20 protein-coding genes are annotated in these 18,241 nt (G+C 46.7%); 15 read left to right on the forward strand and 5 right to left on the reverse strand.

Annotated elements, in window-relative coordinates; genetic code table 11:
* Positions 1-15: 15 nt before the first annotated feature.
* From gspG to R7Z47_RS16455, 8 genes are read left to right on the forward strand one after another with little or no spacing between them, the layout of a single operon-like run.
* Positions 16-459, forward strand: a complete 444-nt coding sequence (gene gspG, locus R7Z47_RS16420; RefSeq protein WP_005379298.1) for a type II secretion system major pseudopilin GspG — start codon at positions 16-18, stop codon at positions 457-459.
* 29 nt (positions 460-488) lie between these two features.
* Complete coding sequence (locus R7Z47_RS16425) at positions 489-1,088, forward strand: prepilin-type N-terminal cleavage/methylation domain-containing protein (RefSeq protein ID WP_262606846.1); 600 nt, start codon at positions 489-491, stop codon at positions 1,086-1,088.
* Positions 1,075-1,464 carry a type II secretion system minor pseudopilin GspI gene (gene gspI, locus R7Z47_RS16430; protein WP_017635009.1) on the forward strand — a complete coding sequence of 130 codons (390 nt, stop codon included), beginning with the start codon at positions 1,075-1,077 and terminating at the stop codon, positions 1,462-1,464. Before R7Z47_RS16425 ends, gspI begins: the two co-directional genes overlap by 14 nt.
* On the forward strand, positions 1,451-2,128 hold the full coding sequence (gspJ, locus tag R7Z47_RS16435) for a type II secretion system minor pseudopilin GspJ (protein ID WP_053307279.1): 678 nt from the start codon (positions 1,451-1,453) through the stop codon (positions 2,126-2,128). The genes gspI and gspJ overlap by 14 nt, the downstream gene beginning before the upstream one ends.
* A complete protein-coding gene (gspK, locus tag R7Z47_RS16440) occupies positions 2,121-3,131 on the forward strand; it encodes a type II secretion system minor pseudopilin GspK (protein ID WP_005379302.1) in 1,011 nt (336 codons plus the stop codon). The genes gspJ and gspK overlap by 8 nt, the downstream gene beginning before the upstream one ends.
* On the forward strand, positions 3,100-4,302 hold the full coding sequence (gspL, locus tag R7Z47_RS16445; RefSeq protein WP_262606847.1) for a type II secretion system protein GspL: 1,203 nt from the start codon (positions 3,100-3,102) through the stop codon (positions 4,300-4,302). Before gspK ends, gspL begins: the two co-directional genes overlap by 32 nt.
* A 7-nt stretch (positions 4,303-4,309) precedes the next feature.
* A complete protein-coding gene (locus tag R7Z47_RS16450; protein ID WP_005383002.1) occupies positions 4,310-4,801 on the forward strand; it encodes a type II secretion system protein M in 492 nt (163 codons plus the stop codon).
* A gap of 1 nt (position 4,802) precedes the next feature.
* A complete protein-coding gene (locus R7Z47_RS16455) occupies positions 4,803-5,564 on the forward strand; it encodes a type II secretion system protein N (protein ID WP_222712369.1) in 762 nt (253 codons plus the stop codon).
* A 302-nt stretch (positions 5,565-5,866) separates the two neighbouring features.
* Here R7Z47_RS16455 and cysQ read toward each other — a convergent pair whose 3' ends face one another.
* From cysQ to R7Z47_RS16475, 4 genes are all read right to left on the reverse strand, one after another.
* Positions 5,867-6,694 carry a 3'(2'),5'-bisphosphate nucleotidase CysQ gene (cysQ, locus tag R7Z47_RS16460; RefSeq protein ID WP_005379308.1) on the reverse strand — a complete coding sequence of 276 codons (828 nt, stop codon included), beginning with the start codon at positions 6,692-6,694 and terminating at the stop codon, positions 5,867-5,869.
* 44 nt (positions 6,695-6,738) lie between these two features.
* Positions 6,739-7,308, reverse strand: coding sequence for an ADP compounds hydrolase NudE (nudE, locus tag R7Z47_RS16465; RefSeq protein ID WP_005379309.1), 570 nt, complete (start codon positions 7,306-7,308; stop codon positions 6,739-6,741).
* Between the two features lie 176 nt (positions 7,309-7,484).
* Entirely contained in the window at positions 7,485-8,069 is a 585-nt protein-coding gene (gene nfuA / locus R7Z47_RS16470) for a Fe-S biogenesis protein NfuA (protein ID WP_005379313.1), read from the reverse strand.
* A 97-nt stretch (positions 8,070-8,166) separates the two neighbouring features.
* A complete protein-coding gene (locus tag R7Z47_RS16475) occupies positions 8,167-8,892 on the reverse strand; it encodes an amidophosphoribosyltransferase (protein WP_025998648.1) in 726 nt (241 codons plus the stop codon).
* Positions 8,893-8,976: 84 nt separating this feature from the next.
* Between R7Z47_RS16475 and bioH the strand changes: the two genes are divergently transcribed.
* The gene (bioH, locus tag R7Z47_RS16480) at positions 8,977-9,744 is read left to right on the forward strand and encodes a pimeloyl-ACP methyl ester esterase BioH (RefSeq protein ID WP_213886567.1); all 768 of its coding nucleotides are present in this window, start codon (positions 8,977-8,979) and stop codon (positions 9,742-9,744) included.
* Positions 9,745-9,868: 124 nt separating this feature from the next.
* Positions 9,869-10,333 carry a hypothetical protein gene (locus R7Z47_RS16485; RefSeq protein WP_005379316.1) on the forward strand — a complete coding sequence of 155 codons (465 nt, stop codon included), beginning with the start codon at positions 9,869-9,871 and terminating at the stop codon, positions 10,331-10,333.
* Positions 10,334-10,437: 104 nt separating this feature from the next.
* Here R7Z47_RS16485 and R7Z47_RS16490 read toward each other — a convergent pair whose 3' ends face one another.
* The gene (locus R7Z47_RS16490) at positions 10,438-12,759 is read right to left on the reverse strand and encodes a Tex family protein (RefSeq protein WP_017820698.1); all 2,322 of its coding nucleotides are present in this window, start codon (positions 12,757-12,759) and stop codon (positions 10,438-10,440) included.
* A 229-nt stretch (positions 12,760-12,988) separates the two neighbouring features.
* Between R7Z47_RS16490 and R7Z47_RS16495 the strand changes: the two genes are divergently transcribed.
* The 5 genes from R7Z47_RS16495 (at position 12,989) to envZ (ending at position 18,223) form a co-directional block, all read left to right on the forward strand.
* Entirely contained in the window at positions 12,989-14,869 is a 1,881-nt protein-coding gene (locus R7Z47_RS16495) for an ATP-dependent zinc protease (RefSeq protein WP_222712368.1), read from the forward strand.
* Between the two features lie 117 nt (positions 14,870-14,986).
* Positions 14,987-15,478, forward strand: a complete 492-nt coding sequence (gene greB / locus R7Z47_RS16500; protein WP_005379321.1) for a transcription elongation factor GreB — start codon at positions 14,987-14,989, stop codon at positions 15,476-15,478.
* Positions 15,479-15,583: 105 nt separating this feature from the next.
* Positions 15,584-15,979 carry a DUF1090 domain-containing protein gene (locus tag R7Z47_RS16505; protein ID WP_151514502.1) on the forward strand — a complete coding sequence of 132 codons (396 nt, stop codon included), beginning with the start codon at positions 15,584-15,586 and terminating at the stop codon, positions 15,977-15,979.
* Positions 15,980-16,108: 129 nt separating this feature from the next.
* Positions 16,109-16,828: a two-component system response regulator OmpR gene (gene ompR / locus R7Z47_RS16510; RefSeq protein ID WP_005379333.1), complete on the forward strand. Its 720-nt coding sequence runs from the start codon at positions 16,109-16,111 to the stop codon at positions 16,826-16,828.
* 102 nt (positions 16,829-16,930) lie between these two features.
* Entirely contained in the window at positions 16,931-18,223 is a 1,293-nt protein-coding gene (gene envZ / locus R7Z47_RS16515; protein ID WP_017820700.1) for a two-component system sensor histidine kinase EnvZ, read from the forward strand.
* Positions 18,224-18,241 lie beyond the last annotated feature (18 nt).

Here is an 18,241-nt window from a genome sequence, read left to right on the forward strand (position 1 = left end):
CTTTCGGAGAAAAAAATGAAGTTTAAGCGTAGTAAACAACAGGGTTTTACACTTTTAGAAGTGATGGTTGTTGTGGTTATCCTAGGTATTTTGGCAAGTTTTGTTGTTCCAAACCTATTGGGTAACAAAGAGAAGGCAGACCAACAAAAAGCGATTACGGACATTGTCGCGTTGGAAAATGCCTTAGATATGTACAAGTTGGATAACAGCGTTTACCCAACAACGGACCAAGGTCTAGAAGCATTGGTTAGTAAGCCATCTAACCCAGAGCCACGCAACTACCGTGATGGTGGTTACATCAAACGTCTTCCTAATGACCCTTGGGGCAACCAGTACCAATACTTAAGCCCAGGTGATAACGGTACAATCGATATCTTCACTCTAGGCGCAGATGGCCAAGAGGGTGGAGAAGGTCCAGCTGCAGATATTGGCAACTGGAACATGCAAGACTTCCAATAATTGAGCCTAAGCCAGCACTAATGAAACAAATGCGAAAACATAACGGTTTTACATTGATAGAAATTCTATTGGTGCTGGTTTTGCTATCTCTTACGGCTGTGGCCGTGATCTCGACGTTACCGACTAGCCAAAAAGATCTTTCCAAACAGTATGCTCAAAGCTTTTTTCAGCGTTTACAGTTGCTCAATGAAGAAGCGGTGCTGAGCGGTAAAGATTTTGGCGTTCGAGTGGATGATGCCAAATCGACCTACGTTTTACTGAGTTTAACCTCAGAAGGTTGGCAGCCTCTGAAATTAAAGCAGATTCCGAGCAAAACCAAGCTAGAAGAAGATATTGCGCTACAACTCGAGCTCGGAGGTGGTGCTTGGGATAATGATGAGCGCTTATTCAAACCAGGTTCTCTTTTTGATGAAGACATGTTCACAGAAGAAGAGGACGAAAAGAAAATTGAGCCACCGCAAGTGTTTATCTTTTCCAGCGCCGAAGTCACGCCATTTACCCTGTCTTTTTTTCCGCAAAATGGTGATGCCTTTAATGACGGTTGGCGAGTCATTGGCAAAGAAAGTGGACAAGTCTTGTTATTAGCTCCGGGCGAAGAAGTGAAAGAGGATGAGAATGCGCAATTTTAAGCAAGCTCGCCCAAATTTGAGTCATCGCCGGACGAGAGGCATGACCTTACTGGAAGTATTGGTCGCACTGGCAATTTTCGCCACCGCTGCCATCAGTGTCATTCGCTCCGTGAGCCAGCATATTAATACAATCAGTTATTTAGAAGAAAAAATGTTTGCAGCCATGGTTGTGGATAATCAGATGGCAAATGTGATGTTGAATACCGGAGAACTCAAAGCGAAAAACGGCACAGAAGAGCTGGCAGGACGCACTTGGTTCTGGAAAGTCACGCCAGTCGCCACGACGCAGCCATTGCTGAAAGCATTTGATGTGAGCGTCTCGGTAGAGAAAAGCGCGAGCCCCGTAGTAACGGTACGAAGCTATGTGGCGCAATAATCATCCCCGCGCAAACACGCGCCAAAGGGTAAAAGGTTTTACACTTATTGAAGTGTTGGTATCGATTGCCATCTTTGCCAGTTTAAGTGTCGCTGCGTACCAAGTGGTATCGCAAGTACAGCGTAGCAATGCGCTATCACAAGAACGAACCCAACGCTTAAACGAAATTCAGCGTGCCATGGTGATGATGGATAACGATTTTCGTCAAATGGCGATGCGTCAAACACGTACTAATGGTGAAGAGCCTGCTAGCCGGCTAATTTTTTGGTCCGATTACCTGTTGGACTCCGATACTAAAGGGCTGATGTTTGCCCGTTTAGGTTGGCACAACCCTCAGCAGCAGTTCCCTCGTGGAGAAGTAACCAAGGTTGGCTATCGCTTAAAAGAAGAAACACTGCAGCGAGTATGGTGGCGCTATCCTGATACGCCGGTTGGGCAACAAGGTACTGTTACTCCATTGCTAACGCAGGTCGAGTCATTTGATATGCGTTTCTATGATGGTAAGCAATGGAAAAAAGAGTGGGCTGAAGAAAAAGCGCTGCCGAAAGCGGTTTCTGTTGTTCTCACTCTCAAAGACTATGGAGAAATTGCCCGCACTTATCTCACTCCTGATGGCACATTGAGTCAGAAAGAGGAAAGTTCAGGAGACAGCAATAATGGTTAACCGTCAACGCGGTGTTGCTTTGATTATAGTGTTGATGTTGCTGGCGATTATGGCGACGGTTGCTGCCAGTATGTCGGAACGTTTGTTCTTGCAGTTTCAGCGAGGCGCTAATCAAATCAATTACCAGCAAGCGTATTGGTACAGCCTTGGCGTCGAGGCGCTAGCAAAAGTGGGTATCGAGCAAAGTTATAAAGACACCGACACGATTAATATGAGTCAACCGTGGGCGATAAAAGAGCAAGTCTATCCGTTAGATTATGGTCAAGCGGCGGGACGAATTAGAGACAAGCAAGCGTGCTTTAATCTAAATGTATTGAGTCGTGTGCAACCAACGGGTCAGCAAATTACAAGACCATATTTAGTGAATGTATTGCAGCGCCTATTAGAAGAGTTGGATGTCGAGCCATATCAAGCAGAAATCATTGCAGACTCTACTTGGGAATACATTGATGCTGACGACTCTGTCCGTTCGACTACTGGGGTTGAAGACAGCACATATGAAGCGATGAAGCCTTCCTATTTAGCATCAAATGGTTGGATGGCAGATGCTTCCGAGTTACGGGCTGTCTATCAGGTGAGTGGTGAAATTTTCCAAAAATTGGAGCCGCTGGTCTGTGCATTACCAAGTGATGACTGGCGTTTAAACGTGAATACGATTGATGTTGAGCAAGCTCCGATTTTGGTGGCAATGTTCTCACCAAACTTAAGCAGTAGTGATGCGATTCAGCTAATTGAAAAACGCCCATTTGATGGGTGGGATAGCATTGATGAATTTTTAGCAGAGTCAGAAATGGCTGGCTTAAGTGAAGATGTAAAGAAAAACGCCAAAGGCTATTTGGGTGTGGATAGCGCCTTTTTTGAATTGGATGCACAAGTGTTGGTGGATGAATCACGTGTACGTATCCGAAGCCTTTTGCAAAGTACAAATAGAGAAACGGTGACCGTAGTTCGCCGTCGTTTTGGAGGGATCAGTGAGCGAGTTTCTGACCGTTCGGCTGAGTAGCGAACAACAAAGTACCATTCCTTGGGTGGTGTGGTCGACAGATCAACAGGAAGTGATTGCTAGCGGTGAAATCGCCGGATGGGAACACTTAGATGAGTTGGTCTCATATGCTGGTCAGCGCCAAGTTGTGGCGCTGCTGGCGAGTAATGATGTGGTCCTGACGCAAGTGGATATACCACCTGGTGCAACACGCCAATTCGAGGCGATGTTACCGTACTTAGTGGAAGACGAAGTTGCTCAGGACGTTGATGGCCTGCACTTTAGCGTGTTGGGTAAACAAGCGGACAAAGCGCAGATTTGCGCAGTTGAACGTGCTTGGATTCAGACTGTACTGCAACGTTTTTCAAGCCAAGGTATCGCCATTAAACGCATTTTACCCGATGTGCTTGCATTACCGGTTCGTGGAGAGCACAGCAGTGCTGCAATGATTGGCGAGCAATGGCTAATTCGTCACTCTGCGACAGAGGGCGCGGTTGTCGACGCTTCTTGGTTAGACCTTTACCTCTCTTCTTATCTACAAAATCATGAAGGTTGGAAGCTCGATTGCTATAGCTCGGTCCCGGAATCTGCGTTACCTGAAATATGGGAGCCGCAACCAGAAGAAATGACGATAGCTTTACTGGCGAAGGGGGTGACAGAAAGCAAAGTCAATTTGCTGACTGGGATCTTCAAGCCGAAATCTTCTTGGGGTAAATACTGGAAGCTCTGGCAAAAAGCTACCATTGCTGCGGGGGTGCTTATCGTCGTCATGGTTGCGCAGCAGTTGCTCGTGGTCCACAAGTACGAAGCACAAGCTCAAGCGTATCGTGAGGAGAGTGAGCGTATTTTCCGCCAGGTGTTCCCAAATAAACGACGCATTCCTACCGTTAGTTACCTCAAACGACAAATGGATGATGAAGAGCGCCGCTTATCTGGTGGAAGTGGTCAGCAGGCAATGTTGTCATGGTTGGCGGCATTACCCGCGACACTTGGTCAGGTCAGCGACTTGGAGATCACTAGCTTTAAATACGACGGACAACGTGGCGAAGTACGTATTCAGGCTCGTAGTTCAGACTTCCAACCTTTTGAGCAAGCTCGTGTGAAATTGGCAGAGAAGTTTAATGTTGAGCAAGGTCAGTTGAACCGTAGCGATAACGTTGTGGTTGGCAGCTTTGTTTTGAAGCGTTTGTGAGGTGATGATGAAAAACTTAATTTCTCAAGCTCAGGTTTGGTGGAGTAGCATCTCGCAGCGTGAGCAGCGTTTGGTCATGGGATGTGGCGCTATTGCCGTTATCGGTATTATTTATTGGGGTTTATTACAGCCAATGAGCCAACGTGCGGAGCTAGCTCAGTCACGTATTCAAAGCGAAAAACAGTTGCTAGCTTGGGTACAAGATAAAGCGGATGGCATCACTGCACTGCGAAAAAGCAGCGGTGTGAGCTACTCTAGTCAACCGTTGAATCAGTTGGTTTCTTCTTCAGCTCGTCGTTATAAAGTTGAGTTGATTCGCGTACAACCTCGTAATGAGAGCGTTCAAGTGTGGATCAAACCACTCGCGTTTAATCAACTAGTGGATTGGTTACGTTACTTGAAAGAGCAACAGGGTATTGAAGTCGAATTTTTAGATATCGACCGAACAGAGCAAGCGGGCATGATCGATGTAAACCGCCTTCAGTTTAAGCGAGGTTAAGGTGAAGCGAGCAGTACTTTACGTTGTTATCTTTATCGTCTTTTTTTCAGTCAGTCTTTTAATGGGATTACCAGTCTCTTGGGTGTTACAACAAGCACCAACAGTGAGAGGCCTGGACATTCAAGGAGCCAACGGTTCGGTATGGCAAGGTCAAGCTGCTAGTATTCGTTGGCAGCACCAGAACCTTGGAGAAGTTAATTGGGATTTCCAATGGTCGAGTCTACTGACAGGTAAAGCTGAGTTTGCTGTGCGCTTTGGTCGTGGTAGTGAAATGGACGTTCGTGGGCGCGGTTTTGTCGGCTATAGCTTAAGTGATGGCCCTTATGCCAAAAACTTAGTTGCCTCGATTCCGGCGGTAAAAGTTGTTGAGCAAGCGCGCCTCCCTGTGCCTGTTGGTGTTGATGGGCAGCTTGAGCTGAATATTCGTCATGCGACTTATGCTGCGCCTTGGTGTAAGAACGGTGAAGGCACTTTAGTATGGAATGCCAGTGGTATTCAAAGCCCCGTTGGCAGCTTAGATCTCGGTCCTGTGATTGCCGATATAAACTGTCAGGATAGTGTATTGACGGCAACTGGTGAGCAGAGCAGCGAACAAGTCTCTGCGGCGTTCTCAGCAGAGCTGATGCCTAATCAACGATACTCAACCAAAGCGTGGTTCAAACCTGGTGCAGAGTTCCCATCCAGCATGGGGGAGCAACTGAAATGGTTGGGTAAGCCGAATGCTCAAGGTCAATATGAGTTTAATTACCAAGGGCGCTTCTAACCTATCGTGACAAAATCCAATATCTTAAAAGAGCTGCTATTGTGCAGCTCTTTTTGCTTTTGGATCATCGTAAGCTAAAACCTCTATTCGCTGTACATTCGATCTTGATTGGGAATGAGTGAAAGTTTAAAGCCATGATTTTTAATCGATTTGTTTCTTTTGTTCAGCTTTGCAAGTAATTGGAACATAGTAGGCCAAATACTCCAAGTGCTGTACAGAAGGTCAAAAAGAAAAGGCCACGAAGATATTCGTGGCCTTTCTATTGCTAGAATTTTGTGCTCTAAATTTTACCGATAGGGCGCTTAATCTTTGCGTTGTAAAATCTCATTCCAAGGTAAATCCGCATCACCAAGAACAATAAAGTTCGGGTTTTCTAGTGTTTCCCGCTCGTTATATGACAGCGGTTCTAATTGCGTGCTGAGAATACGTCCGCCAGCTTCTTCAACAATGCATTGTGTTGCAGCGGTGTCCCACTCGCCAGTTGGCCCCAGACGTAAGTAACAATCCACAGCCCCTTCCGCGACGAGGCATGCTTTCAATGCCGCAGAACCGAGCGGTATTAAGTCGTAATTCCAGGCGCTGCTCATACGGTTAGTAATACGATTGATGTCTTGGCGACGACTAATAGCAATTGCGATGCTTTGCTCTGGCTGTTCGTGTTTGTGTGTATGGATTTTGACGCTGTCCGACATGTCGGGAATTTTCCAGGCGCCTTTGCCATTATAAGCGTAGTAAGTCACGCCAGATACAGGGCCGTAAACGACGCCCATGGTTGGTCGATTGTTGTCGACCAACGCAATAATAGTGGCAAAGTCACCACTGCGAGCGATGAATTCTTGAGTACCATCAAGAGGGTCGACTAACCAATAACGTTCCCACTGAGCGCGTTGCTCTAAGCTTATGTCTGCGTCTTCTTCTGACAACACGGGAATGTCAGGCGTCAGATCACTCAAGCGTTCAGTGATGAACTTGTGAGCTGCAATATCTGCACTTGTTACGGGAGTTTCGTCACTTTTGGTGTAGGCCTCGTATTGCTTCTTTTCATATATTTCGAGGATCATTTGCCCAGCACTGCGGGCAATCTCGATGACTTGAGGAAGTAGGTGAGATAGATCTTTTGTCATTGGCATAAGTGATAGTCCTTACTCACAGTGTTATTCGGTTCTAATGACCGTTATTGGTTATGCTTGTGAGTGGTGTTTGGTAAGTGTTTCAGTGCCAACATTAGCGCTGTGATGCTTCGTGCTTCACAGAAATCCATGTGAGTTAATAACTCTTCGGCTTGCGCAAGTGGCCAACGCACAATTTCCAGTGGTTCAGGCTCATCGCCTTCTTGCTTCTCTGGATAAAGCGCCTGTCCTAAAAATAGAGTCATTTTGCTCGAAAAGTAAGATGGCGCGAGGATAACTTGTTTCAACGGGGTTAACTGATTACAGCCAAAGCCGATTTCTTCTTTTAACTCACGATCCGCAGCTTGGTGTGGTGTTTCTCCTGGGTCAATCAGCCCTTTTGGGAAACCTAGCTCGTAACGTTCAGTTCCAGCGGCGTATTCACGCACCAGTAATAAATCGCCTTGTTCTGTTACAGGAACCACCATTACAGCATCTCGTCCACTTGGCTTCATACGCTCATAAGTACGATGCTCACCATTGGAAAAACGAAGGTCGAGCGCTTCCACAGCAAACAGTTTGGATTTTGCAACCGTCTGGCATGAGAGTATCTCTGGTGGGGTTCGTTTCGGCATGACGCTGGCTCCTTGGTGTCGTTGGCGTTTACGAGATGCGTAAGATTCTTAATATATGAGAACTCCGCCTGAGTTTCTAGCGGATTTTACGAGTCGAGCTAAGCATCTCAGCATCACCTCAGTATCGATACAAAAATGGGAGACCGAAGCCTCCCATTTTCTGACAGTGTTTACTCTTAGTAGTAAGAGTGATCACCACGGTCATGTTCTGTTGCATCACGAACTGCGGTTAGTTCACCAATGAACTGGTTTAGCAGTTCTTTCTCGATGCCTTCTTTAAGTGTTACGTCAACCATAGAACAGCCATTACAACCGCCACCAAATGCAACAATCGCAACACCGTCTTCAGTGATCTCAACCAAGTTTACGTGACCACCGTGGCCAGCAAGTTGTGGGTTCACTTGAGTTTGGATAACGTACTCAACGCGCTCAACCAGTGGTGCGTCGTCCGCAACTTTACGCATTTTAGCGTTAGGTGCTTTTAGCGTTAGCTGAGAGCCCATTTTATCGGTAACAAAATCGATTTCAGCGTCTTCAAGGAATGGCAGGCTTAGCTCATCCACGTAAGCTGAAAAACCGCTGTAAGAGAGTTCAGTGTCGGTCGATTCTACTGCTTCTGGTGGGCAGTAAGACACGCCACACTCAGCGTTTTGTGTACCTGGGTTCACAACGAAAATACGAATGTTAGTGCCTTCAGGTTGTTGACCTAAAAGGTTAGCGAAATGCGTTTGCGCAGTTTCTGTAATAGTAATATTTGACACGACGAATACCCGAGTAAATTTGTAGGTTACTGCTGCTATTCTACTCTTGTTGACGTATGGGTCTAGTCTTTTTGATGCTAAGGCATGGCGAAGCGATCTAGAGAGAACGAGGAGCAGGTGTTCTGCAGATGCAGTAAATATCGATGCTTTCTACGCCAACTTCAAGTAGTAAATGACATAATTGTCGGACGGTACTGCCTGTGGTGACTACATCATCGACGATGGCAACATGGGAAGAGTGAGGTTGCTTATTGAGAATAAACGCGCCTTTTAAGTTTTGTTCACGGCTTGTTTTGGTATTACCACGCTGTGATTGGGCGAGCTTTACTCGACGAAAGACCTTCGCATCAAAATTAGTCTGCAATTGCTTGGCGAGGTGTCGGGCTAAAACATCACTTTGATTAAAACCCCGGCGCAGGTAACGCTGCCAGTGCAATGGCACACTGGTAATGATTGGAGCTGGCGTGGTGATGCGCTGTGCCAGTTGCTCGGTTAATGCTTTTACATGCCAAGACTCTCCGTGATCTTTAAAGCGTTGTACTTCCCGTGAAAGGGGAAAGTCGTAATCGCCTAACGTGTATAGCCTTTGCCATGGCGGTGGCTCTGAAAGACATTCACCACAAATACTATCCGTACTCATTTCTTCTTTCTGTAATGATAAACCGCAGCGTTGACATCGTTTTACCGGAGTTAGGTATTTTAAACAGTGCTCGCACCAGCGCAGAGTATTTGTGTGGCTTGGTGTTTGAATAGGGAACCGACACAGGCCGCATTGACTGCTCAATACACGATGCATGATGTTTTGCCAGTGATGAGATAACATAGCGTTTATTCATGGTGATATTTTACTCAGCCTAACGTTTGGCTGAAGCCGTAGGGAATAAAATAAGTGGGAGAGATTGAGAGCATGAGCACGAAATTACACTGGCAGTCATTTGGTCAGGGACCAGATTTGGTGTTACTTCATGGTTGGGGCATGAATGGTGCGGTATGGCAGCAGACAGTCGAGTCTCTTCAACCTTATTTCCGAGTTCATGTGGTTGACCTTCCGGGGTACGGACATAGCGCCGAATCTCATGCTGAAGATTTAGACCATATTGCTAACTTGGTGGTGCAAGGTGCGCCAAAGAACGCGATTTGGCTTGGTTGGTCCCTCGGAGGTTTAGTGGCGACGCATGTGGCATTAAATATGCCCGAGCGCGTGGCTAAGTTGATTACGGTTGCCAGCTCACCTAAATTTGCCGCAGAAAAACCGTGGCGTGGCATTCAACCGAATGTACTGAGTGCGTTCACCTCTCAGTTGCTAGAAGATTTCTCACTGACCATTGAGCGCTTTATGGCGTTGCAAGCGATGGGCAGCCCATCAGCGCGTAAAGACGTTAAACAGCTCAAGCAAGCGGTACTATCGCGCCCTCAGCCAAACCCTGAATCGCTGTTGGTTGGGCTAAACATCCTTGCTGATGTGGATCTGCGCGATGCGTTGACGTCTCTTTCTGTTCCAATGTTGCGTCTTTATGGCCGTTTAGATGGGTTGGTGCCAATTAAAGTAGCTAACGATTTAAGTGAACAGTTGCCTCATACCCAGCAGTTTGTTTTTAATCAGTCCTCTCATGCGCCTTTTATCACCGAACATGACGAATTTTGTGTTCAAATCCGAGAGTTTGCTCACGATTGAGCAAGTACGAGCGGAAATACCTCAAGTTGTTTAAAAAGTGGTCGATATAAAGGGTGGTGAGGTTTTATTAGCCAATAAAGCTAAGCCATATTGACGAGTTGGGCGACTCTGAGGAGGGTTCGCAATGATTGTGTCACCGACCAACGTAAGTGTGCCACTGATCGCCCCATCCGTGAATGTGCAGACGGAACAAGCAGCTCGCGACAATAAAGTCCGAGAGCCTGTAACACCAACGGTCGCATTGGCCAAAACCAATGCAGAGCGAAAAGTAAAAGGTGACGACAAGCGCCGACGTCAGTCTTCTTGGGATCCTTCAGAGCATCCTGATTATGATATGGAAACGGAAGTCGACACGCGTTATCAAGAAGAGCCGGAAGATACACTAGAACGGCTTTTTAGTTTGCTTGCGCTCAAATCGTATAGTGAAGACCAGGGGAAAGGCTACGCGATCCGCTTTCGCTTACCAAAGCGCATTTTGGATGCTGCGATCAATGAAGGATTAATGGAAAAGCGCAGGAAGGTGATCAAGTTTCATTATGGTCATGCAGTCGCTCCCCATACCCCGTCAGAAGTGATAGCAGTATTATGACGACTCAATATCCTACTCAAACAAAAACGCTCCAAGCAGGTTGACTGATTGGAGCGTTTTCTTTTTAGTTATGAAAGCTCGTTAGCGGTGAAGCCTAGGTAAGATTACTTTTTCGCTTTAGCAAACGCTGCAGCAAACGCACCGCCCATCGCGCTGTTCGATGACGAATCATCACGGCGAGGCTGACGACGCTGCGGTTGGTCATTACGACGCGGCGCTGCTGATGAGCGTTGGCTACGGTTGTCTTGACCCGGCTCGTCGTTCATACGCATCGATAGACCAATACGTTTACGCTGCACGTCAACTTCCATCACTTTCACTTTGACGATGTCGCCCGCTTTCACCACTTCACGTGGGTCAGACACATAACGATCTGTCAGTGCAGAGATGTGTACGAGACCATCTTGGTGAACGCCGATATCAACGAAGGCACCGAAGTTGGCTACGTTCGATACCACACCTTCTAGAATCATGCCCGGTTCCAAGTCAGATACCGAGTTTACACCTTCTGCAAACGTCGCCGTTTTGAATTCTGGACGTGGGTCACGACCTGGCTTATCTAGCTCTTTGATGATGTCTGTAATGGTTGGGACACCGAAGTTATCGTCGGTGTAGTCGACTGCATGCAGACCTTTTAGGAAGCTTGAATCACCAATCAGTGCTTTGATGTCTTTGTTGTTCTTTTCAGAAATCGCTTTTACCACTGGGTAGGCTTCTGGGTGAACGGCAGATGCATCAAGAGGGTTCTTACCATCCATAATACGTAGGAAGCCCGCACACTGTTCAAACGCCTTAGGACCTAAACGAGGCACTTTCTTCAAGGTTGTACGTGCTTCGAAACGACCGTTTTCATCACGGAAGTCGACAATGTTCTGCGCGATGGTGCTTGATAAGCCTGCTACGCGCGTCAGTAGCGCCGCAGAAGCAGTGTTCACATCAACACCAACCGCGTTTACACAGTCTTCCACAATCGCATCTAGGCGTTTTGCCAACATAGATTGGCTTACATCGTGCTGGTATTGACCCACACCAATAGATTTCGGATCAATTTTCACGAGTTCAGCCAATGGATCTTGCAAACGACGTGCAATCGACACTGCACCACGCAGTGATACGTCCATATTCGGGAACTCTTTTGCTGCAAGCTCAGACGCTGAGTAAACCGAAGCCCCCGCTTCACTTACGATGATCTTCTGAACTTTCAGGTTGCCACGTTTGATGACGTCTGCGACAAAGCTGTCGGTTTCACGTGAAGCCGTACCGTTACCAATCGCAATCAAATCCACATTGTACTTACGCACCAACTGATCAACGATTTGTGCTGACTTGTCGTATTGTTTTTGTGGTGGGTGAGGGTAGATGGTTTCGGTTGCAAGCACTTTACCTGTTGAGTCGACAACCGCGATTTTTGAACCTGTACGCAGACCCGGATCGAGGCCAAGTGTTGCACGAGGGCCAGCCGGTGCTGCCATCAACAAGTCTTTTAGGTTAGTGGCGAATACTTCAATCGCTTCGATTTCAGCGCGCTCTTTCATTGCGCCCATTAGCTCGGTTTCCATGTGCATCGATACTTTGATGCGCCATGCCCAGCTGATCACTTGCTTACGCCAGGTATCCGCCGGTGCGCTGCTTAGCGTCACGCCATAATGGTCGGCGATAATCGTTTCGCAGTAAGACTGACGAGCGCCTTCTTCCTGTTCTGGATCGGCATTCATTGCCAATGTCAGGAAGCCTTCGTTACGGCCACGCAACATCGCCAGTGCGCGGTGCGATGGCACTTTGCTTAGGGGCTCGTTGTGGTTGAAGTAATCTTTAAACTTCTCGCCTTCTTGCTCTTTGCCTTCAACGACTCGTGAGACCAGTTCCGCATTGCGATTTAAGTGGTTGCGAATTTTTTCCAGTAAGTTTGCGTCTTCTGCGATGCGCTCCATGATGATCGCGCGAGCGCCATCCAATGCAGCTTTGGTGTCTGCGATGCCTTTGTCTGCATCAAGGTATTTGCTTGCTTCGCTTTCTGGCTCGGTTTGTGGATGATTCCAAAGCTGATCTGCGAGTGGTTCAAGACCAGCTTCAATCGCGATCTGACCTTTCGTACGACGCTTTGGTTTGTAAGGTAGGTATAAGTCTTCAAGACGAGTTTTGCTGTCTGCCTGCGCGATCTCTTGTTCTAGCTCTGGCGTCAGTTTGCCTTGCTCTTGGATTGATTTGAGGATGGTTTGACGGCGATCATCCATTTCACGAAGGTAAGACAGACGGCTGTCCAAAGTACGCAGCTGGGTATCATCAAGGCCCCCCGTCACCTCTTTGCGGTAACGTGCAATAAAAGGGACAGTGTTGCCATCATCAATTAGGGTGACAGCGGCGTTGACTTGCTCTGGGCGAACATTCAGTTCTTGAGCAATCATGCGACAGATAGCTTGGCTCATCCGTGTTTTCTCTTTTAATTCGGTTTTGGTTGTATAGAACATTGGGGTCATTCGAAGAATTTGCAATGTTTTAAATTAACGAGGCAAAAATTTACCGGGCGCTGGTGGACATCAGTCAGATTTATGTCAAAACTGTAATTAAATTGAGAACTTATATCCGCAGTTATCGACTAACCTAATTCCACGGTTGTTGATATCACTAAATGTACCTCGGCTTATACGGATAATCATGATGAAAAAAATGTCTTTGGCGTTAGTGCTTACGAGTGCCTTACTTGCCGCCCCGCTTAGTTGGGCGCAGTCTATCTCAGGAACCACACAAGCTCCCGTTTATCAGCTCGATAACAAATTGGTACTAGGGCGTGTGGAGAGCGTCTACTACAGTGACATTCCGGAACTAAAAGCGGTGCCATTTATTGGCAAGATTGATACTGGTGCAGATACGACATCGATGCATGCGGAGAATATCCATGTCAGTAGCTCACACCCAGATTACCAAGATTTGAAAGATAACGAGTTACTTTGGGCGATTGTCGATGACTTAGGTGGTACGAAGGCAAAGTGGGACGCCGACAGCTTTAAGCCATATCAAGTAAAGGTTAGCTTTACGGTTCCTCACCCTTATACAGGGAAGGAAATACAGATTACCGATGATCTGGAAAGAGTGAGCGCGATTCGCAGTCGAACAAGCAAAAAGCCCATCCTACGCCCGACAATAAAAATGCCGATGACAATCGCTGGTCACACCGTTGATACGGAAGTGAACCTGACCAAGCGTACGCAATTCTCTTCTCCTATCTTGATTGGTAAAACTTATCTCGATGATAACGCATGGGTCTTCGCTGGTTACGATTACCTTCAAGAACAGCCACGCGCAAAAATGATTGGCAAAAAAGAGACGGTTGAAGTCGAAGGTGTGCCATATAAGATCAGCATTTCAACTTCTAGCCGTTATACCAACGTCCATGCACTGGACATCAAGGTAGACAAAAAGCATAACGAAGTCTCTTTTATGTTAGAGGGCGAGAATGGCAAGCGTCATCCAATGACATTACCCTTGGTACGAATGCTGAAAACGACCAAAAGCGAGCGCCCTTTAGTCTATTTACCCGTCAAAGTCGGCGAAAATGAAACTCAACGTTGGTTGGTGTATCTGCGTGATCGCAGTAAGTTCAGTTCGCAAATTCGCTTAGGTCGGGACGTCGCGAGTCAGCACTTTGTTATTGATACGGACAGAGAAAATCTACTGGGTGGCGTAGAAAAAACGTTCAAAAGCGCACTCAAATCAAAACCTCTTGTCGTTTCACCAGAAGAACAGGTCACCATTGATGGTTATACCGTCCCTGCTTACCCCACTTTTACTGTGAAAACGCCATTACTGCGTGTAAATGGGTTTGAAGTAACAGAAAAAGGTAAGGATGAATCCGTCACGTTTTATTTAATGAACGATGAGGGGAAAGAAGAAAAAATCACCAAACCAGTGTTGAAAAAGCTCAAGGTTGGCAGCGCGGTTCGCCCTGTTGTCGAAGGAGACTTTCTTCTCGGTAGAAAAGACACATCAATGAAGTTTGCGCTCGATGTGCTTGATGAGGGTGACACTCAACCCTTTTTCGTCTTTGGTCATGACATAGCCAAGGGTGGTGTGTTGCTGAACACTCGCGCAGACCATCTACTAGATGCAAGGCCACTTTTCAAAGCTGGCCATATCGAAGTGGCTGAAGTTGAGGGGATGTCTTTCCCTGTGAAGTTAGACACGGGTGCAGATGTAAGCTCAATCAATGCTAAGAACATCAAGCAGTTTAAGAAAGACGGCAAAGACATGGTGAGCTTTACCTATGAGAACGATCTTGGCATGAAACAGGCGTTTACCAAGCCTGTTGTTGATGTCATGCGTATTAAAGCTAAGAAAGGCGAGAAAGCGAACGTACGCCCTGTGGTTGAAATGCATGTTAAGCTTGGCGAATTAGAGAAGAAGATCCGAGTCAACTTACAGGACCGAGGTCGCTTCCATTACAGCATGATTTTAGGTAAAAACTTCCTAAAACATGGCGCGGTTGTTTCGAGTGATACGAATTACATCGTGACGCAAAAACCGGATTACGAAAAGTAACACTCTGGCCGCCTTATCACCTTGATACCCAAAGCCTGAAAAACATTGGATCTTTGGGTATATCATCTCCTTAATGCTGCCAAAGAGCAGCATTTTTTAGTTGAGATAGGAGTTAATTTGAAAACTAAGCTGATTACACGAGAAGGTTACAACAAACTCAAACAAGAGCATGATTACCTTTGGAATGAAAAGCGCCCGGAAATCACCAAGATCGTCACTTGGGCGGCGAGCCTGGGCGATCGCTCAGAAAATGCGGATTACACCTTCAATAAACGTTTACTCCGTCAGATCGACCGTCGTGTCCGCTTCCTTCGTAAATTCCTGCCAGAAGTCACGATCGTTGACTATTCTCCGCAACAAGAAGGCAAAGTCTTTTTTGGTGCATGGGTGGAAATAGAAAATGAGGCAGGAGAAGTGAAAAAGTTTCGTATTGTCGGGCCTGAAGAGATTTATGGCGATGCGAAAGACTACATCTCTATCGATTCACCTATGGCGCGAGCGATGTTGAAAAAACAAGTGGATGAAGAGTTCACGGTACGCACCCCAGAAGGTGAAAAAGAGTGGTTCATCAACTCAATTGAATATACTCAACCGGCCTCGGAAGACTGAGGCTTTATCACCGATTCAAGTCTCATGAAGTTCACTAGGAGTGACTTGGGTCTCAATGTCAGAATATTTGGTATAAAGGCATGGTGCCTTTCTCGGAGAAGTAAAATGAACAAAGCAGTCATGTGTAGTGCTGCACTAACAATAGGTTTCTCACTTTCAGTTTTTGCTCAAGATGAAGTGAAAGGCTGTGACGCTAAAGAGTTAGCGGTAGAGCAGCAGCTTGAGTATGCAAAAGCGCAAGGTAATGAGCATCGCATTAAAGGCTTGGAGCAAGCACTTTCCGCTATCCAGAATGAATGCTCGGAAGGTGAGCTGCGGCAAGAGCTGCAAGCAGAAGTGGAAGAAAAGACTAAAGAAGTTGATGAGCGAGAGGAAGAATTAGTCGAAGCTCAGCATTCAGGTAAAGCAGACAAAATTGAGAAAAAACGTCACAAGCTGGCTGAGGCACAGCAAGAGCTGCTTGAGGCCAAACGTGAACTGGAATGGAATTATGGTCAATAGTAGGTGCTGAAAATACCTGCTAGAGAGAGAATAAAGCGCTTAAGATAAAAAGAGTAACAATTTGCTTGAGCACGTTAGGAAAAACAGTGATACATTTTCGACAATAGACGCTTCTGAAAGGATGTTTCAATGCAAGAAAATCATAAAATTTTAGTGGTTGATGACGATGCTCGTTTACGTGCTCTATTGGAGCGTTACCTTTCTGAGCAAGGTTTTCAGGTACGAAGTGTCGCCAATGGCGAACAGATGGATCGCCTACTAACGCGCGAAAACTTTCACTTAATGGTGCTGGACCTAATGTTGCCAGGTGAAGACGGTTTGTCAATTTGTCGTCGTCTACGCCACGCGAACAATATGTTGCCAATCTTAATGCTCACCGCGAAAGGTGATGAAGTGGACCGCATCGTAGGTCTTGAGGTAGGGGCGGATGATTATTTGCCAAAACCGTTTAACCCACGCGAATTATTGGCTCGCATCAAGGCCGTATTACGCCGCCAAACCGTAGAGTTGCCGGGTGCACCAAGCACGGAAGAAAAAGTGGTGGAGTTCGGGGAGTTCCGACTCAATCTAGGCACTCGCGAGATGTTCCGCGGTGACGAGGCAATGCCACTCACCTCTGGAGAGTTTGCTGTTCTAAAGGCGCTCGTGATGAATGCACGTGAGCCAATGTCACGAGACAAATTGATGAACATGGCGCGTGGCCGTGAATATTCTGCAATGGAACGTTCTATTGACGTACAAATCTCACGTTTACGTCGCATGTTAGAAGACGATCCGAGCAAGCCGCGCTACATTCAAACCGTATGGGGCCTAGGTTATGTTTTCGTCCCAGACGGCAAAGAGGTGTAACCTCTTCACTCCATAGCCAGCACTTGGCTATAGCAACTTCAGCCTTCATTACCTTCCCTTTGAAGGCTGAAATTTCGCGATTAGGACCACTAGGAACGTTCCATGCGCATCCGAAGTTCACTGACACAATCTATTCTGCTGTTCATCTCTTTGCTTCTCGCGAGCCAAGTTTTCTCTTACTACGCCGTTTTTAACTACGCGTTGATGCCGAGTTTGCAGCAGTTCAATAAAATTCTCGCGCATGAGCTCAATTTGGTGCTTGATGATGAAGGACCTTTAAAGTCTGATGCACCGTTAAGGCGTCAATTATTAGAAAGATTAGGGGTGACGGTTCACAGCCTTGACAGCGATAAGGCGATTGAATTTCATCACGCAATGTCGATTGATTTGATGTCTGAAGAAATGAGCCAAGAGCTGGGTTCGCCTACAGAAGTACGCTTATTGCTTGGCGATGAAAGTTACATTTTGTGGATGCACATCGAAAAGTTGCCGAACTCCATCATTCGTATTCCGTTATCTGAGCTGCAAGAAGAAGATTTTGCACCGCTGTTTCGTAACAGTTTGATTATGGCGCTGCTGATCATTGCTGGTGGTTGGTTGTTTATTCGTTTGCAAAACCGTCCACTTTTGGCTTTAGAGAGAGCCGCGAAAGACGTCGGTCGAGGTGAGATCCCGCCCCCCTTAGCAGAGAAAGGCGCATCGGAGATTCGCTCTGTAACTCGAGCCTTTAATCAAATGTCGAAAGGTATTCAAGAGCTAGAAGAAGACCGAGCCTTATTAATGGCGGGGATTAGCCATGACTTACGAACGCCTCTGACGCGTATTCGCCTAGCGACAGAAATGATGTCTCCTGAGGACAGCTATCTTGCGGAGGGGATCATTAGCGATACGGAAGAATGTAATGAGATCATCAGTCAGTTTATGGATTACCTCAAACCGGTGAACCAAGAATCGTTTGAAGCGGTTGATATCAGTACGATTGCCAGTGACGTCGCCAGTTCTGAAGGTGGTTATGAGGTTGAAATTGAAACAGATCTTAATCTTAACTTGCCGCCAGCCAAAGGAAGCGCGATTGCGATTAAGCGGGCGATCAGTAACTTAGTTGTGAATGCGCTACGTTATGGCAATGGCTGGGTCAAAATCAGCACTGGTGTGACAGCAGATAAGCAGCTAGTGTGGATTTCAGTAGAGGACAACGGACCGGGTATCGAGCATTCCCAAATCGCGAGGTTATTTGAACCCTTTACGCGTGGTGACACCGCTCGCGGTAGTGAAGGCACTGGGCTAGGGTTGGCGATTGTGAAGCGTATAATCAGCCAACATTCAGGCTCTGTGGTGATGCGTAATCGCAGTGAAGGCGGTTTAATCGCTCAAATCAGCTTTCCTACCAAGTAAGTCGATGGCCTGCACCCT

Source organism: Vibrio sp. 1641 (assembly GCF_033339995.1).
GTDB lineage: Bacteria > Pseudomonadota > Gammaproteobacteria > Enterobacterales > Vibrionaceae > Vibrio > Vibrio alginolyticus.

Coding starts and splice junctions, on each gene's coding strand:
- R7Z47_RS16425 (WP_262606846.1), top strand. CDS start 489: ATGCGAAAACATAACGGTTTTACATTGATAGAAATTCTATTGGTGCTG.
- R7Z47_RS16485 (WP_005379316.1), top strand. CDS start 9,869: ATGATTGTGTCACCGACCAACGTAAGTGTGCCACTGATCGCCCCATCC.
- bioH (WP_213886567.1), top strand. CDS start 8,977: ATGAGCACGAAATTACACTGGCAGTCATTTGGTCAGGGACCAGATTTG.
- R7Z47_RS16505 (WP_151514502.1), top strand. CDS start 15,584: ATGAACAAAGCAGTCATGTGTAGTGCTGCACTAACAATAGGTTTCTCA.
- gspJ (WP_053307279.1), top strand. CDS start 1,451: ATGTGGCGCAATAATCATCCCCGCGCAAACACGCGCCAAAGGGTAAAA.
- envZ (WP_017820700.1), top strand. CDS start 16,931: ATGCGCATCCGAAGTTCACTGACACAATCTATTCTGCTGTTCATCTCT.
- R7Z47_RS16475 (WP_025998648.1), bottom strand. CDS start 8,892: ATGTTATCTCATCACTGGCAAAACATCATGCATCGTGTATTGAGCAGT.
- R7Z47_RS16450 (WP_005383002.1), top strand. CDS start 4,310: ATGAAAAACTTAATTTCTCAAGCTCAGGTTTGGTGGAGTAGCATCTCG.
- gspI (WP_017635009.1), top strand. CDS start 1,075: ATGCGCAATTTTAAGCAAGCTCGCCCAAATTTGAGTCATCGCCGGACG.
- gspG (WP_005379298.1), top strand. CDS start 16: ATGAAGTTTAAGCGTAGTAAACAACAGGGTTTTACACTTTTAGAAGTG.
- nudE (WP_005379309.1), bottom strand. CDS start 7,308: ATGCCGAAACGAACCCCACCAGAGATACTCTCATGCCAGACGGTTGCA.
- cysQ (WP_005379308.1), bottom strand. CDS start 6,694: ATGCCAATGACAAAAGATCTATCTCACCTACTTCCTCAAGTCATCGAG.
- gspK (WP_005379302.1), top strand. CDS start 2,121: ATGGTTAACCGTCAACGCGGTGTTGCTTTGATTATAGTGTTGATGTTG.
- R7Z47_RS16490 (WP_017820698.1), bottom strand. CDS start 12,759: ATGAGCCAAGCTATCTGTCGCATGATTGCTCAAGAACTGAATGTTCGC.
- R7Z47_RS16495 (WP_222712368.1), top strand. CDS start 12,989: ATGATGAAAAAAATGTCTTTGGCGTTAGTGCTTACGAGTGCCTTACTT.
- ompR (WP_005379333.1), top strand. CDS start 16,109: ATGCAAGAAAATCATAAAATTTTAGTGGTTGATGACGATGCTCGTTTA.